At 43.3% G+C, this 16,189-nt stretch carries 10 protein-coding genes; 6 read left to right on the plus strand and 4 right to left on the minus strand.

Annotated features, from left to right (window positions below; translation table 11 throughout):
- Positions 1-125: 125 nt before the first annotated feature.
- Positions 126-1,838: an ATP-binding protein gene (locus ACXAER_RS06745; RefSeq protein WP_474827763.1), complete on the minus strand. Its 1,713-nt coding sequence runs from the start codon at positions 1,836-1,838 to the stop codon at positions 126-128.
- A gap of 236 nt (positions 1,839-2,074) precedes the next feature.
- Here ACXAER_RS06745 and ACXAER_RS06750 point away from each other — a divergent pair, with 236 nt between their 5' ends.
- Positions 2,075-3,079 (plus strand): 5'-methylthioadenosine/S-adenosylhomocysteine nucleosidase family protein, encoded by a 1,005-nt coding sequence (locus tag ACXAER_RS06750; RefSeq protein WP_474827765.1) that lies wholly within the window; start codon positions 2,075-2,077, stop codon positions 3,077-3,079.
- 60 nt (positions 3,080-3,139) lie between these two features.
- Here the strand turns inward: ACXAER_RS06750 and ACXAER_RS06755 are convergent, their stop codons facing one another.
- The 3 genes from ACXAER_RS06755 to ACXAER_RS06765 all read right to left on the minus strand — a co-directional run bounded on the left by ACXAER_RS06755 (position 3,140) and on the right by ACXAER_RS06765 (position 8,080).
- Complete coding sequence (locus ACXAER_RS06755; RefSeq protein ID WP_474827767.1) at positions 3,140-3,406, minus strand: DNA ligase; 267 nt, start codon at positions 3,404-3,406, stop codon at positions 3,140-3,142.
- A 235-nt stretch (positions 3,407-3,641) separates the two neighbouring features.
- Entirely contained in the window at positions 3,642-6,452 is a 2,811-nt protein-coding gene (locus tag ACXAER_RS06760) for a bifunctional aconitate hydratase 2/2-methylisocitrate dehydratase (protein WP_474827769.1), read from the minus strand.
- Between the two features lie 392 nt (positions 6,453-6,844).
- On the minus strand, positions 6,845-8,080 hold the full coding sequence (locus ACXAER_RS06765; RefSeq protein WP_474827771.1) for a PQQ-dependent sugar dehydrogenase: 1,236 nt from the start codon (positions 8,078-8,080) through the stop codon (positions 6,845-6,847).
- A 151-nt stretch (positions 8,081-8,231) separates the two neighbouring features.
- Between ACXAER_RS06765 and ACXAER_RS06770 the strand changes: the two genes are divergently transcribed.
- The 5 genes from ACXAER_RS06770 (at position 8,232) to ACXAER_RS06790 (ending at position 16,068) form a co-directional block, all read left to right on the plus strand.
- Entirely contained in the window at positions 8,232-8,702 is a 471-nt protein-coding gene (locus tag ACXAER_RS06770; protein ID WP_474827773.1) for a hypothetical protein, read from the plus strand.
- A 116-nt stretch (positions 8,703-8,818) separates the two neighbouring features.
- Positions 8,819-10,387, plus strand: a complete 1,569-nt coding sequence (locus ACXAER_RS06775) for an AMP-binding protein (RefSeq protein WP_474827775.1) — start codon at positions 8,819-8,821, stop codon at positions 10,385-10,387.
- 149 nt (positions 10,388-10,536) lie between these two features.
- A complete protein-coding gene (locus tag ACXAER_RS06780) occupies positions 10,537-11,682 on the plus strand; it encodes an FIST signal transduction protein (protein WP_474827777.1) in 1,146 nt (381 codons plus the stop codon).
- Positions 11,679-14,978 (plus strand): ATP-binding protein, encoded by a 3,300-nt coding sequence (locus ACXAER_RS06785; protein ID WP_474827779.1) that lies wholly within the window; start codon positions 11,679-11,681, stop codon positions 14,976-14,978. The genes ACXAER_RS06780 and ACXAER_RS06785 overlap by 4 nt, the downstream gene beginning before the upstream one ends.
- Positions 14,971-16,068, plus strand: a complete 1,098-nt coding sequence (locus ACXAER_RS06790; protein WP_474827781.1) for a response regulator — start codon at positions 14,971-14,973, stop codon at positions 16,066-16,068. Before ACXAER_RS06785 ends, ACXAER_RS06790 begins: the two co-directional genes overlap by 8 nt.
- Positions 16,069-16,189 lie beyond the last annotated feature (121 nt).

A 16,189-nucleotide genomic window follows, 5' to 3' on the forward strand; every position in this document is an offset into this window, starting at 1 on the left:
ATCCTTTTATAAGACGCTTTGCTTTTCGTAGTAATGCTATTTACTTGACTGGGCCAAGCGAACTTTTATTTTTATCTATTGAGTAACAGGGGTTTATTCGGATTTATGACACTTTCATAGCCACATTACTCTGTATATTCTCCTTTAGCAATACAGGAACTTTCTGTAGACATTTCTCCGCCCAAATATTTAGTTAGCACAGCGTGTAGTTCCGCTTTATTGACGGGTTTTGTGAGATATCCATTCATCCCGTATGCTAGTGCTTTATCTATTTCTTCGGCAACTACCGCGGCAGTGAACGCTATAATAGGAATAGTAATGTTTGCTTGTCGCAACGCTAGAGCGGCTTCAGAGCCGTTCATTTCAGGCATGTGTAGGTCCATTAAAATCAGGTCGACATGCTGCTTTTGTGCGACTTCCACTGCCTCTTTGCCGTTATCTGCTATCACGACTTTTAATCCTGTGTCTTCTAACAAGGATTTTGCGACAACCTGGTTAATGTCATTATCTTCTGCAACCAAAACAGTAAGGTTTGAAAACGACGGTTTGCTGTTCTGTTCTTTAGTGCCAATTACTCTATCTGTAATCTCAAACGGTAATTCGAAGTAGAACTCACTCCCCTGGCCAACAGCGCTTTTTAGATACACGGTGCCGCCCATTGCTTCAACTAAACTTTTTACTATCTGTAATCCAAGTCCAGTACCTCCGTGTACCCGATTTATGCTGCTGTTCGCTTGGGTAAATGCGTCGAATACGCGCTCTTGTTCATCAACGTCAATCCCCTCTCCCGTGTCTTTTACCGAAAATCTTATAAATTGGTGGGTCTTCGAAGCTTCACCTTTCGATAGCCCGAGGGTTACACTGCCCTTATGTGTAAACTTGATCGCGTTACTCACTAAATTGTTTAACACTTGTGAGAGGCGAGTAGCATCACCCACCACATTGGTATTCAATGCCTTGTCTACATTTATTCGTAATGAAATTCCTTTGTTCTGCGCCAATTGCGCATAAAACGCCACACAATCTTTCGCAGTACTTTTTAGATTAAAAGGAATGTTCTCCAGCGCGAGCTTACCTGCGTTCAGTTTAGAGAGATCTAATATGTCGTTCAAAATACGGTTAAGCGATAACCCTGAACGCTGAATCTTCTCCAGATTAGGCCGTGCACTTTCCGATACCTCATGAGATAGCACTACATCGGTTAATCCCAAAATACCGTTTAATGGCGTGCGAATCTCGTGTGACATGGTAGCAAGAAATCGTGATTGTGCAGCCGACGCTTGCTTTTCGTTCTCGAGCGCTCGGTTTAACTCGAGGGTTTTCTTTTTACTTTCTAGTAAAGCTTTCTCCAATTGGCTCGCTAAAACATAGATGATTAGGGAAACAATCACGTTTGTTAGACATAACCTTAACCAAAGACCTTCATCGTAGGGTTTATCGTAGAAAGGGACCAGAAAGGTGCAGCTTGCGAGCACCACCATGGCCCCCCCTCTCCAGCTATTAGAAAGCAACAAAATAGGAAATATAGTGGCAATAGGTGCAAGGGCTGCGGGCATAAGTCCATTGCTTATGACCAAGTAAGGGGCCACTGGAATCGTGAGTAAGGCCCATAACTTTGCTAATAGTTCCTGTTTTTTAGGAAAGGTGAGACCTACTGCAGATATGACACACCACGAAAGACCAAAAAACGACGCCACATAAAGGTTATCGGGTTGTTTAATAGCAATAACCACGAGTATCAGTAGAGAAAAAACCAGCAAAATTTTGAACCCTGCGCTTCGCAAGGTCGCTGTAACTTCGCCAAAAGATTCGGGTTCTGTGGTGTACTGCTGCGACATTAGCGCTCTAAAGATCAGTAAACAATTGATAACACAGTATAAGTACTAAACAGCGATTTTGCATAACAATAATAGGGTCAGAGTCGCGACTCTGACCCTATTATTGGCCCGAACCTTGCCAACATATTTAATATTGTTGTCTTGAGCCTTGCCTATAGCACTCCAAGGCTTTTAGACTCGTTCTTTTTTCATTGTCCGCACCTGTTTGGTGCATAAATGGGTTAAATAAGGTCACTATGCGCTTAAGTAGTTTTATTTTATTCGTGTGTATATCGCTATCGTCTTTAGCAAATGACGATACTAGCCAGTACGGTCCAAAAGATTTTTCCAATGTTACAAACAAATGGACAGCCGTGGTTGCTGCTTACGAGCCAGAAATTGAAGCCATTGACACCGCGTTTGCGACTATGGACGACGCTCAAATTACGCAAACGGTTTATATTAAAGGGGTTAAGTACCAGCTAGGCACCTACAAAGGTGAGCCCATTGTTGTATTTAGTACGGGTGTCAGTATTACCAACGCAGCAATGACCGTACAGATGGCACTGGATTATTTCCCTATTGATAAGCTGGTTATGATGGGTATTGCTGGGGCCATAAACCCCAAATACACACCGGGTGATATCGCAGTACCTGAACGTTGGTACTTTCACGATGAATCCGTCTATATCAACCCGAAAAAGAATGATGCTAGCACCTATGAGCTTCCGGACTATTACGCTAAACAACTCGAATACTACAAAGTGCGACGGGAGACAGATAAGCACTCGCCAAACTATAAAAACTTAGGCTTTATTCATCCTACTGAAGTGGCTGTAGTTAAAGAAGGATGGGATACCCGCAAAAGAATGCCCTATTTTACTGCCGATAAAACATTGTTAGACATGGCAAAACGCGCGCTCAAAAAGATCCCGCCTATCACTATGCCATCTGGTAAGGAAATACTGGTTGATATAGGTGGAAATGGAGTAACAGGTTCAGTATTCGTAGACAACGCTAAATACCGCGAGTGGCTGCGTGACGTCTACACAGCTGATGTTGCAGAAATGGAGTCGGCAACCGTAGCACAGGTAAGTTTTGTGAACGATGTGGATTGGTTAATTATCCGTTCAATTAGCGACTTAGCGGGCGGTCAGCACGGTAAAAATGTAGAGAATGTATTTGACGCAATAGCCTCTGGCACCGGCACCAAGCTGCTACTTGGTATACTTGACGAACTTGTAGCAACCGACCCACAATAGATAATAAATGGGGTCAGAGTACTTTTTAACTAATGTACTCTGACCCCATTATTTAAAAATTCAGTTTCTGTTGGAGAACGCTCGCTGCAATATTGCTACCATTAGGTCGCCAAACAATGCACCAGGCACTGAACGTTCTGCTCGCCTTGCTTGATAGGATTCATCGAGACAATGCTGTAAACGTGCATTAGCCACTTCTGCACTATTTGTATCGATCTCATCAATCTGTTCAATGCATTTGTCAGTGTGTACCATGCTTGTCGTACTGCAGCCCACGAAAGCAAAGCATGTCGTGAGCAGGACAATTAATATCTTAACATTTTTCATAGCTTACCTTTCCTTAGTACACAATGAACACATCTCGCCGTATTGAATGAGGGTAGTGTTTGGTTACGTATTATTCAATAAAGGATTTGGGTCAGAGTACTTTTCAGAAAAATGTACTCTGACTCCAATTCTTTGAGCTGCTGCTCCGTTAAAGTACTCTGACCCCATAATTTCATGTATAAAAAAGCCCCAACCTTGGTTGGGGCTTTTTAATGTCTTGTTTAGCGGTAAGTGCTTATACGCGCTTAACGGCTACATCTGCTTCGAACTTAGGCTTAACTGCCAAGTCTTCAGAAGGTGGAGCAAACTTAGTTAGGTCAATGCCTGCAACTGCTTGCTTGTACTCTTCTGTCGTTGGGAAACGACCAAGTACGGTTGAAAGTACTACTAGCGGCGTAGAGCCTAGTAGTGATTCACCTTTCTTCTCAGCAGAGTCAGCTACAACACGACCTTGGAAAAGACGTGTAGATGTCGCGATAACTGTATCGCCTGGCTCAGCTTTTTCTTGGTTACCCATACATAGGTTACATCCAGGACGCTCTAGGTAAAGAATATTGTCGTATTTAGTACGCGCAGCTTCTTTAGGCTTAGCATCGTCGAACTCGAAGCCTGCGTATTTCGCAAGTACTTCCCAGTCGCCTTCTGCTTTTAGCTCGTCAACGATGTTGTATGTAGGTGGCGCAACAACAAGTGGCGCTTTAAACTCTACAGAGCCGTTAAGCTTCTCTAGGTTACGCAGCATTTGTGCGATAATTTGCATGTCGCCTTTGTGCACCATACAAGAACCTACGAAACCTAGGTCTACTGGCTTACCATCGTAATAAGAAACTGGACGGATAACGTCGTGAGTATAACGCTTAGATACGTCTTCGTTATTTACGTCTGGGTCAGCAATCATTGGCTCATCGATTTGATCTAGGTCGATAACCACTTCTGCGTAATATTTAGCGTTATCATCTGGTGCAAGCGCTGGTACTTCGCCAGACTTGATTTCAGCAATACGCTTGTCAGCAAGGTCAATTAGACCTTGAAGCATGTTAGCTTCGTTATCCATACCCTTGTCGATCATGATTTGGATACGGCTCTTAGCAAGCTCAAGTGACGCAATCATTGTCTCGTCATTTGAGATACAGATTGATGCTTTCGCCTTCATTTCTGCAGACCAGTCTGTGAACGTAAACGCTTGGTCAGCAAGTAGAGTACCGATTTGTACTTCAATTACACGACCTTGGAACACGTTCTCGCCAGCGAATTGCTTAAGCATTTGAGCTTGAGTAGCGTGAACCACATCACGGAAGTCCATGTGCTCTTTCATGCTACCTTTAAAGGTCACTTTCACAGACTCTGGAATTGGCATTGCCGCTTCACCCGTTGCAAGTGCTAATGCAACCGTACCTGAGTCGGCACCGAATGCTACACCTTTTGACATACGAGTGTGCGAGTCACCACCAATGATGATGGCGCGGTCGTCTACTGTGATGTCGTTAAGCACTTTGTGAATAACGTCAGTCATTGAGTGGTAAACACCTTTAGGATCACGTGCTGTGATTACGCCAAAGTTGTTCATGAATGACATTAGCTTAGGAATGTTAGCCTGTGCTTTCTTATCCCATACTGACGCCGTGTGACAACCAGACTGGTATGCACCGTCAACAGTAGGTGAAATAGTTGATGCCGCCATAGACTCTAGTTCTTGGCAGGTCATTGGGCCAGTAGTGTCCTGAGAACCCACAATGTTTACTTTAACGCGAACGTCAGAGCCCGCGTGAAGCGGCGCATCTGAATTTACGCCTACCGCATTGCGGTTAAAGATTTTTTCTACAGCAGTAAGGCCTTGGCCTTCGTGTGAAACTTCTTTCGATTGCGCATAAACTGCTGGAGCTTCAACACCTAGTGTACGTGCAGCAAAAGATTGTAGCTGCTTACCGAATACTACAGCGTAAGAACCACCCGCTTTCATGAACTCCATTTTCTGAGGAGTAAATGAGGCAGATACGTCAGCCAGTTCTTCTGAACCGTTGAAAAGCTTCTTCGCTTTGGTATCAATAGTCAGTACCGTACCAGTTGCAACAGAGTAAGCTTCTTCAAGCACTGGGTCGCCATTTGCATCGCGAACCACTTCGCCATTTTCGTCTGTTTTCTTAACCCAGTTTTTAAGGTCAAGACCAATACCACCAGTTACGTCTACAGTAGTAAGGAAGATAGGTGCGATACCGTTAGTACCAGCAACAATTGGCGCTTTGTTTACAAAAGGAATGTAAGGGCTTGTAGGCTCACCAGCCCAAAGTGCTACGTTGTTCACACCAGACATACGTGAAGAACCTACACCCATTGTGCCTTTTTCAGCAATAAGCATAACTTTTGCGTTAGGGTGCTTTTTACCTAGCTCAACAATTTCTTGCTGCGCTTCAGGAGAAATCATGCACTGGCCGTGAAGTTCACGGTCTGCACGAGAGTGCGCTTGGTTACCTGGAGAAAGAAGGTCAGTTGAAATATCACCTTCAGCAGCGATATAGGTCACTACTTCGATTTTCTCTGGAACGTCAGGAAGCTTGGTAAAGAATTCAGCTTTTGCGTAGCTTTCTAGCACGTCTTTAGCAATCGCGTTACCTGCTTTAAATGCCGTTTCAAGACGCTCAGTATCGGCTTCGTATAGATAAACCTGAGTTTTCAACACTTCAGCTGCAGGCTTGGCAACGGCTTCATCATCAGAAAGAGCAAGATCTAGAAGTGCTTCTACAGACGGACCACCTTTCATGTGTGAAAGTAGCTCAAGTGCAAACTCTGGCGTGATTTCTTCTACTTTTTCTTCGCCAAGTACAATTTCTTTTAAGAATTGTGCTTTAACACCTGCAGCAGGCGTAGTTCCTGGCAAGGTGTTATAGATAAAGAATTTTAGAGAGTCTTCGCGGTGCTCGTTTGTTGTATCTTTAATTTGAGCAATAATTTCAGACAGCAGCTCTGCACTGTCAATTGGCTTAGGGTTAAGACCTAATTCCGTTTTACGGGTTTCGATCTCTGCCAGATATTCTGAATACAAACTCATATAGTTCTCTCGGTCTTAGTTTTACTTGGGCGTAGTGTTAAGTCGGTCTTAGCTATACGCATATAAAAATGAGGGATATTTTAACTGATTTTTAGCAGTTACGTAATGACTGAAAGTAATCAGTTGGTTATGCAACTGCTCAAACCAAAGTTAAATCAACATCAACGAGCATAGATGCAAAAAATGACTTTTTGTCGAAAACAATCTTTAACTTTTAATTTCAGTCACTTATAAAAACAAAGATTGAAGTACAAAATCATTTTTAATAAGAATGGTTTGACCAATAAAGATAAATAATAGTGTTGTACTTATGACAAAGATTCATTCTGTTTATGGTGAGACCAGTTCAAATTACCATCAAATTTGAAAAAAAATTTCAGTTTATTGATCTTTTATTGTGCTTTATTCTGTCTGGGTGAGACTTTTATCACCTTGGCACTTTCCCCATCGGTCAAAAGAAGAAGGTTGCCTTCACCATCGACCGCGATGTCTCTTAACCTTACTTTTAATGCGTCAAAAATCTTTGTAGAAACATACTTATTCGAAGTTTTATTGACCGCATACAAGGCTTTCGCTTTCAAACTGGTAACTAGTAATGTATTGGTCAACATTGGATACTGATCATGAGAGTAGTAAACCATAGATGACGGCGCGATGGACGGTGTCCAGTCCACAATGGGGTCTGTCATATCTGGGTAAGTTGAAAAAGGTGAAATTCTTGCACCTGAATAGTCTTTCCCTAACGTAACGACTGGCCAACCGTAGTTCGCGCCTTTTTGAAGCAGGTTCACTTCGTCGCCGCCATCAGGTCCGTGTTCATGCAGAAATATTTGCCCTTTAGGCCCCTGCACTAACCCTTGAGGGTTGCGATGTCCCAAAGTGTATACGTAAGGGCTTTTAGAGAAAGAAGGATTCGTTAACGGTTCACCTGATAGTGTAAACCCTAGCACTTTACCTAACTGTGAGCTAACAACCTGTGCTTGCTCTCGGTAATCAAATCCGTCACCGGTAGTGACTAGGAAGCCCTGTTCTTGGCTTGCATCACTAGTTCTAAGCTGAAGAAGCTTCCCGCCGTAGTGCACAGGCGTATCTTTTGTTTGCGCTACTTCAATTACGGGTTCAATATTACTAATGCCAGAAGTGAGAGAAAGCTCACCTTTTACTACAGCAAGACGGTTAGCATCATCACTACCCTTGGAATAACTAAGCAATACAGTGGAATTGGCGGGGAACTGGGAAGGGATAAGAATGTCTAGCACGCCTCCCTGGCCTTTCGTATACAAGTCATCAAGTGCTAAAGAAAATCTAGATATGTCTCCGCTGTCATCAAGAATAACGAGTTCACCATCTCTTGTTACTACCAATGTATGCGTAGTTGCTTTCTCTTGGTCTACAAGAGTTGTCATAGCCTTCGGAAAGGCTAGCGAGGTTAATAAGTTCTCTGTTACTACGTTATTAGCAAAACTTTTTAAAGAAGCCGGGACATCGCTTGTAACTGCATGCTTTTGGGTGTTATGTGTGGGGTCGACAGCAGCGTCAGAAACGAGACTTGCCGCCAGAGCTTGCGAAAACGCACCACTAGCTAGCGCGAAAATCAAAAATCTTTTTATAGTTCGCACTGACTTCATTGTAATTGTCCTCGCTTACCGTTGCTAATCTAATTTAAGCTACAAAGATGTGCGTAGCTATTAGTCGCAATATAGCTACATTTAGTGTTCTTGTTGCGCTTTGTCGATAGTTAATACATGGTAATAACAGACGAATCTTGGAATGCAATACATGAGAAACCTAACTCGCCGCGCAATTTTTCATTTTGTCCCATCTTGGACAGTCGGTTTCCTACTTGCAAGTGTATTTCATTCAATTTCTGTTTTAGTGGGTCTGGTGCAAATTGGCGTCGAGTTAAATGTTAGTGATTGGCTTTTCATGATACGCCAAGACGCCTTAGGCCTTTTACCCACTTACGGTGCTATTATCGCCGTAACTTTACTGCTGGCTTTTCTAATAACGCACTTGATCGTCAAACGCCTAAGCCTTCACGAAGTAAAAGACACGAGCAGCGCTACACGATTCATTCTTTTTGCTGCTGCAGGCGGCCTTTCTTTCCTATTTATGCTGCTAGCCATGCAGCCTATTTTAAATGTCACCCTTATTGCAGGCGCTCGCTCGACGCTAGGACTTATAGCACAGTGTTTCGCTGGCTTCTGTGCAGGATACTTTTACAGCTACTTTAGTGATAGTTCCAGCTAACGTTAATAAGTAGGACTTATACTATTAAATAAGCCAACTCTGATGTAAATAAAAAGTTAAGTTTGCTAATGTAAGGAGTATACCCTATACCCTTTGCCTTACTAGGAATAAGCAATATGATAACTTACCCTGATAATGTGACATGCCTAGCCGACTATATCGAAAGTGTTTTAGAGAAGTTCGCTGATAAACCTGCATATACGGCCCTAGGGCAAACTCTCACCTTTGCCGATATCGACAGTAAGTCGTCTGCATTAGCGCGCTATTTTGTACACGAAGCAAAACTGACTCCTGGTACAAAAGTGGCCATTCAGCTTCCTAACCTTATCCAAAACCCTATTGTCGTTTATGCCGCACTACGCGCAGGGCTTGTCGTAGTAAATACTAACCCGCTTTACACCGAGCGTGAAATGACGCATCAGTTTACCGATAGCGGTGCAAAAGCCTTAGTAATCTTAAGTGACTTACTTCCTAAGTTTACCAACATTAAAGATGATACTGGTATCGAGACTGTCATTACGACATCAGCAACAGAATTACTAGACCCTAGTACAGCGCCATCTCTTGACGGGACGGTTTCTTTTAGCAAAGCAATTGAAATGGGAAGTGCACTGCCCTCATTCTCTCGCCCTTCAATAAAATTAGACGAACTCGCCATGCTGCAATACACCGGCGGCACTACTGGAGTTTCTAAAGGGGCTGCGCTCAGCAATAAAAACGTATTGGCTAACTGTATTCAGATGCTTGATCGCATAGGTGAAGGTTTTAAAGACGGCGAAGAAGTGTTGGTGTGCCCGTTGCCGCTTTATCATATTTATGCGTTTACGGTCGGTATGATGGCGCTATTTGCGAAAGGCACGCACATTATTCTTATCCCGAATCCAAGAGACATCGACGGTTTCATTCAAACACTTAAACCTCATAAAATATCCGCCTTTATGGGTATAAATACGCTTTTTGTTGGTCTTGGTCGACATCCAGAGTTTGCAAAGCTCGATTTTTCTAATCTTCATCTCACTATGTCTGGCGGTACTGCGCTCACCCAAGCTGCAGTATCAATTTGGCGAGACGTAACAGGGAATACTATTACCGAGGGCTATGGCTTGTCTGAAACCGCGCCCGTGGTTTCATTCAACATTCCAGGAAAAGAAGAAATAGGCACAGTCGGCCATGAGCTAGAGGACACTGAGGTAGCCCTGCTCGATAGCTACGACAAACCTGTGGCAGAGGGGGAGTCTGGGCAAATAGCGGTGCGCGGACCGCAAGTTATGATGGGCTATTGGAATCGGGATGATGAAACCGCAAAGGTAATGACCGAAGACGGCTTCTTCAAAACCGGTGATATCGGTATTCGCACAGAATCTGGCGCAATTAAGATTGTAGACCGCTTAAAAGACATGATTATTGTTTCAGGCTTTAACGTTTATCCAAACGAAATAGAAGATGTGCTAACGTCGCACCCCAGCGTGATGGAAGCCGCCGTTGTTGGCAAGCCCGATGATAAGACAGGAGAGCGAGTATGTGCTTATATTACGCTTTCAGGGGATGTATCGACAGAAGATCTAGTCGAACACTGTAAAACGCAATTGACCAACTACAAAGTGCCAAAATCGATAACGATACTAGAGGAGCTCCCTAAATCTACAGTGGGTAAAATTCTTCGCAGAGAGCTTCGTAGTGCCTAAACAACCAAAGCAACGGCCGGCCGGTTTTACTCGCCAGCCGTTTTTCTTTATAAATCAGTTTATTGCTACCAAAGGATAAGGTACCGACATTGTAAATAGGCGTGCTTCCTACTATAAATTAGGAATGCCGCCATTTAACTTTGTCCATCATGCTTTCAAAGACGTTTTTTTTTAATAGTGTAGATGAGCTGATATCGCAAAAAGACGCATTAAAAGCGTTCGCCCCTTCCCTGCTTATTGCCTATGCCTCGGCCCCATTACTTACTTCTCCCCAGCTTCAACACATCTTAAATGATGTGTGTAAAAACAGTGTTGGCTGTAGCACTGCAGGTGAAATTTCAGCGAATAGGGTAACTACTGATGGTATTTCTATTGTTGTGGTGCATTTTGAATCTGCATCATCGGTAAAAATCCATCAAACAACCTTGCGCGATATGCTGTCTTCGTTTGATGCAGGTCAGTCCCTTGCAAATATGATTGACCAGCAAGGATTGAAAAGCGTTTATTTGTTGGCTCCGGGTGTTGAAATAAATGGTTCAGCCTTGCTTGAAGGTATGATGACACAGTTACCACAACACGTAGGAATAAGCGGCGGCCTTGCAGGCGATAACGGTGCGTTTGAACAGACATACATATTGCACCCCGATGGAATTGATAGCCGCAGCGTTGTCGCTGTTGCTTTTTATGGAGATTCTCTTTCTTTCGAATATGGCGCGCGCGGGGGATGGCGGTCATTCGGACCCGCTCGGAGAGTGGCGTCGGCAGAAGCAAACCTCCTATTCGAACTTGATGACAAGCCGGCACTGGAAATATACAAAGCTTACTTAGGCGAATACGCAGATGATTTGCCGGCGAGTGGGCTCCTATTCCCTTTTGAAGTGCTGAATGAAGAGGGCGAGCCAACAGGTATTATCAGAACAATTCTAGGAGTCGATGAGCAGCGCAAAAGCTTAGTATTGGCTGGTGAGGTCAATGAAAATCAGTACTTGCGCCTGATGAATGCATCCACCGAAGACCTTATTAGCGGCGCCATAGAAGCGATCGCGCCTATCTCCCAAAAAAATATTGATGATGATTCACATTGTCTAGCCCTAGTGACGAGTTGTGTGGGCAGAAAGTTAGTCATGGGTGACCGCGTTGAGGAAGAAATTGAAGAGGTAGCGCGGCAACTAAACAATAATACGACTATTGCTGGGTTCTATTCTTACGGAGAAATAAGTCCATCATGCAATGAAACGCAATGTGAACTGCATAACCAAACCTTAACTCTCATGTTAATGAGGGAAAAACCTTGAATTCACTATTAGAGCGTCAGTTGCGCCGAGCTTTTCAGCTTAACGACAACGTATCGCTAAAAGCTTGGCTGAACAGCCTCAGCGACGAGAGCGACAATAGCACAAGCCCCAGTCTACAATCCCTCAAGCGTGGTCTTGCTGCCCTTATTCCTCGAATTGATGAGTCGTACACATTTAACGAGAGAGATATCAAACTTAGAGATAGAAGCTTACATATCAGCTCTGAAGAACTTATGGCTGTAAATAGAAAGGTTCGTGAAGAGTTTAACGAACAAAAGGCCGTTATCGAAACCTTACGATTAGCAGTTAACCAACTTCTAGAAGAGCGTAATAAGCCTCTTATAGATGAGCAATTTACTAACTTATCAGATCTTTCTTCGCTCATGTATGAGCTCATACGGGAGCAGCAAAACGCTAATAATGAGCTACTGTTACAGCGCAGAGCAATGGATAAACACGGTATAGTCGCGACCATCGATCTCCAGGGGACCTTGTTATCTGCAAATGATAAATGCTGTCAGCTTTCTGGTTATTCTCGTGATGAGTTGATAGGGCAAAACACGTCTATTTTTCGCGTTCACAATATTTCGACCGCTGAACAAGTCAAAATATTAGCAACCCTGATTAAAGGTGAAATTTGGCAGGGGGAACTAAATAGCTTTACTAAAAATAATAAGCCTTGGACAGTGTTTGCAACCGTCGTACCTATTGTCGAGTACAACCAACGAGTAAACCGTCTCGTCGTCATTTGTACTGATATCTCGGAACAAAAACGTCTTTCTAGAAAATTAAAAAAGGATAGAGCTTTCCATCAGAGCATTACCAATAGTATAGGTGAAGGTGTTTACGCGGTTAACGGTGAAGGTAAAACACAATTTCTCAATCCCGCTGCGTCACGCCTATTAGGCTGGACGTTAGACGAATTGAAAGATAGACGTTTTCACGACACCGTTCACTACCAAAACGGCGATGGTACCTTACTTCCAAGAGAACAGTGCCCCGTTAATCTAACGATCAAAAGCGGTAAGCCCTATACCTCTTATGAAGATTTTTTTACCGATAAACGGGGGCGTTTATTCCCTATTTCTATCGTTGCCGTTCCGCTACTCGATAAAGAAGGTAAGCCAGATGGACATGTGGGCGTTTTTAACGACATTAGTAGCCAAAAAGCCATCGAGCACAAACTGCAGAAAGCCTATAACGAAGCGCAAGGCGCAAACAAGGCAAAGAGTGATTTTCTCGCGACGATGAGCCATGAAATCAGAACGCCAATGAATGCCATTATTGGGTTAACCCACTTAGCACTCGAGTCAAATGATAGCGACCAGCAGCAACAGTATTTAGAAAAAGTGCAAAACAGTGCTAACGCATTGCTTGAACTTATCGACAGTATTTTGGACTTCTCAAAAGTAGAAGCGAATAAAATCGACATTGTTGATGAGCCTTTCACGTTAACAAGAATCATCGAGAAGTTAGCACAAGTATTTCAAGTTAAAGCTCAACAAAAGCAACTTCAGCTTCTTTTCGACATTCGCTGTAGCACGAGTATTCCCTGTCATGGAGATAGCGAAAAAATCTATCAGGTACTGCTGAACCTCCTTAGTAATGCTATTAAGTTTACTGACAGAGGGTGCGTAACACTTATTGTGGAGCCGAAAGACGCCATGCTGATGTTTAGGGTATCGGACACAGGAATGGGGATAAGCGATGAAGGAAAGTCTAAGCTATTTAATGCTTTTGTTCAGGCTGACGCTTCAATTTCAAGAAAATTCGGTGGCACGGGTTTAGGCCTAACTATCTGTAAGCGATTAGTAGAACTAATGGGAGGAGATCTGCGCCTAGAAAGTAAAGTAAATGAAGGAAGCAGCTTTTCATTTACTTTACCTGTTTGCCGTAGCGATAAAGACGTACCCAATCCACTATTACCTGTCTCATTACCTAAAAACATCATATGCATTAAGACACATGAAAGCGTAAGTTCAGCGTGTGAAGTACTCGGCAACACATTAGAGAGACTCGGCATTCATTGTCAGGTAGTGGATGAAAGCAGCGACAAGCTTCCAGACACTATGCCTTTAAGCATTGTATTTTTAGCCGAAGATGGAGATAGCTGGAGCCGATTCTCTAATAACCTAGAAGCCGGCAAATACAACAATATCAACATGCGTGTACTGTTAAGCTCATTAAGCAGCCAGGAAGTAAAGAAAAAATTGGGAAATACATTACCTTCACACATCAATATTGTTGAGCTTCCGTTTGTTGATAGCGACATTATTTCTGCCCTTTCGCCGCTGCAAACTTCTACCAAGAAGCAGTTAATAGATGGTCTAGAAAGCAAAAAGTGGCGAAGTATCCGGTTAGCTTCCAAACAAGTATTAGTGGTTGATGACGACCCCATAAGTGTAGAAATCAGTCAGCAAATACTTAGCGACTTAGGAATGACAGTGGTTACTGCCACCACAGGGCATGAAGCCTTAGCGCTTTGCGAAACCTCAAGTTTTGACGCACTTTTACTCGATTGTCACCTTCCGGATATTTCGGGATACGAGATAGCAGAAAGGCTTTCTCAGCAATACGGCTGGACAATTCCTATAATTGCATTAAGTGCCGATGAAACGCCGGAAGCTTCAGAAAGGGCGCTGGCATCAGGTATGTGTTTTCACCTAGTGAAACCGGCCAAAGCTGATGAGATAATCCATACAATAGATACGAACATACACGCAGGTTACATTGAGGTGACCCCTCCTGACGAGCCAAGCCCTTTTATTTCTTCTTTGATGACTTTTTACAATAAATACAGTCAGCAAAGCGTAATGTCAGATTTACTTAACATATTCCACACACCGTCTGTCGACAACTTGCTATTGAAACAATTATATGACGATGCACAACTTATTGGTGCCACCACTCTTGCTCAATGCCTCCACCTACTTATTAGCGGAGATGAAAGACCAGACGCAATCAAAGCAAAACATGTCGCTACACTGTCTTTTGAGCTTGATGCAACGCTTCGCCTCATTGCGCACACGGTAAACAAAGCCACATTAATTGCCGATACACAATTAAATGACAATGTAGATGAAACCTCCATCCTATCGAGTTTGGACGCTATACAGAATGCTCTAGAAACCTACGATGCCAAAGCCCTTGAGTATATATCAAGCTTTGCAGCACAACAGGCAGAGTCACGCCACTCTCATGAAATAAATAGAATAAAGCAGCTTGCAGCCGTTTATGATTTTGACGGTGCTTTAACGTTAATTAACCAATTGAAAGACAATATTTGTAATGAATAAACCGAGACCGACAAATAATAGATTCAGCGTACTTGTTGTCGATGACGAGCCAGCCAATATTGACATACTGCTTGGCATACTTAGTCCCTATTACGATGTTAAGGTCGCGCCATCTGGCGCTGTTGCTCTGAAAATAGTGCAGCAGTTTACGCCAGACCTAATATTGTTAGATATTATGATGCCAGAAATGGATGGCTTTGAAGTTTGCAAGCAGCTAAAGACAGATAGACTACTGGGTCAAATCCCAATTATTTTCGTTACCGCATTGACCCAAGGAGAAAGCGAGGAAAAGGGGTTTAAACTCGGCGCTGTCGACTATATAACTAAACCAGTGTCACCAAGTATTACACTTGCACGCGTGAAGACCCATATAAGCCTTGCTCATCAAATGCGTATCACGGAAAACTTAGTGACAAAGCGGACTGAAGAGCTTAGCAAAAGCCAGCAAAGTGCCATTACTATGTTAGCGACAGCGGGCCATTATAATGATACAGATACTGGGCATCACATTTGGCGCATGGCCGCTTACAGTAAATGCTTAGCGATTGCGTGGGGCTGGTCCTATGAAGATGCATGCTTGTTAGCGCAAGCGGCGCCTATGCACGACACAGGTAAGATAGGTATTCCTGACGCTATTTTAAAAGCGCCTCGCCGATTAATAAATAGCGAAATGGAAGTGATGCGCACTCACGCACAAATCGGTCATAAAATCCTTTCTCAATGCGACACCCCGCTCTTTGCTCTTGCTGCAGAAATTGCCTTATGTCATCACGAAAAGTGGAACGGTACAGGTTATCCCGAGGGTTTGGCTGGAGAAGATATCCCCGAAAGTGCTCGTATTGTTGCCATTGCTGATGTTTTCGATGCGCTAACGATGAAACGCCCTTATAAAAAAGCATGGTCTGACGATGAAGCATTTGAACACCTTCGAGAAGGAGCAGGTAAACACTTCGATCCCAAACTGGTGGAGTGCTTTATTTCAATCAAGAAGGAAATATTAGAAACTAAAAGCCATTGGAATCAGCTAGAAGCAGAAGGACAAATGGCATCAGTGGCTAATTTGGTTCGCCAATCACGTATAGACTTATAGTCACTACAAACACTATCTGACAAACCGAATAATTCGCGACTTTTAATTTAATACCAGTCCGCATAAATAATTACCCATGAAGAAATAAAAAAAGGTCGATATTTTATCGACCCTTTCAATT

This window comes from Alteromonas sp. AWJ4_199 (genome assembly GCF_056159165.1).

Coding starts and splice junctions, on each gene's coding strand:
- ACXAER_RS06750 (WP_474827765.1), top strand. CDS start 2,075: ATGCGCTTAAGTAGTTTTATTTTATTCGTGTGTATATCGCTATCGTCT.
- ACXAER_RS06770 (WP_474827773.1), top strand. CDS start 8,232: ATGAGAAACCTAACTCGCCGCGCAATTTTTCATTTTGTCCCATCTTGG.
- ACXAER_RS06745 (WP_474827763.1), bottom strand. CDS start 1,838: ATGTCGCAGCAGTACACCACAGAACCCGAATCTTTTGGCGAAGTTACA.
- ACXAER_RS06760 (WP_474827769.1), bottom strand. CDS start 6,452: ATGAGTTTGTATTCAGAATATCTGGCAGAGATCGAAACCCGTAAAACG.
- ACXAER_RS06765 (WP_474827771.1), bottom strand. CDS start 8,080: ATGAAGTCAGTGCGAACTATAAAAAGATTTTTGATTTTCGCGCTAGCT.
- ACXAER_RS06780 (WP_474827777.1), top strand. CDS start 10,537: ATGCTTTCAAAGACGTTTTTTTTTAATAGTGTAGATGAGCTGATATCG.
- ACXAER_RS06775 (WP_474827775.1), top strand. CDS start 8,819: ATGATAACTTACCCTGATAATGTGACATGCCTAGCCGACTATATCGAA.
- ACXAER_RS06790 (WP_474827781.1), top strand. CDS start 14,971: ATGAATAAACCGAGACCGACAAATAATAGATTCAGCGTACTTGTTGTC.
- ACXAER_RS06755 (WP_474827767.1), bottom strand. CDS start 3,406: ATGAAAAATGTTAAGATATTAATTGTCCTGCTCACGACATGCTTTGCT.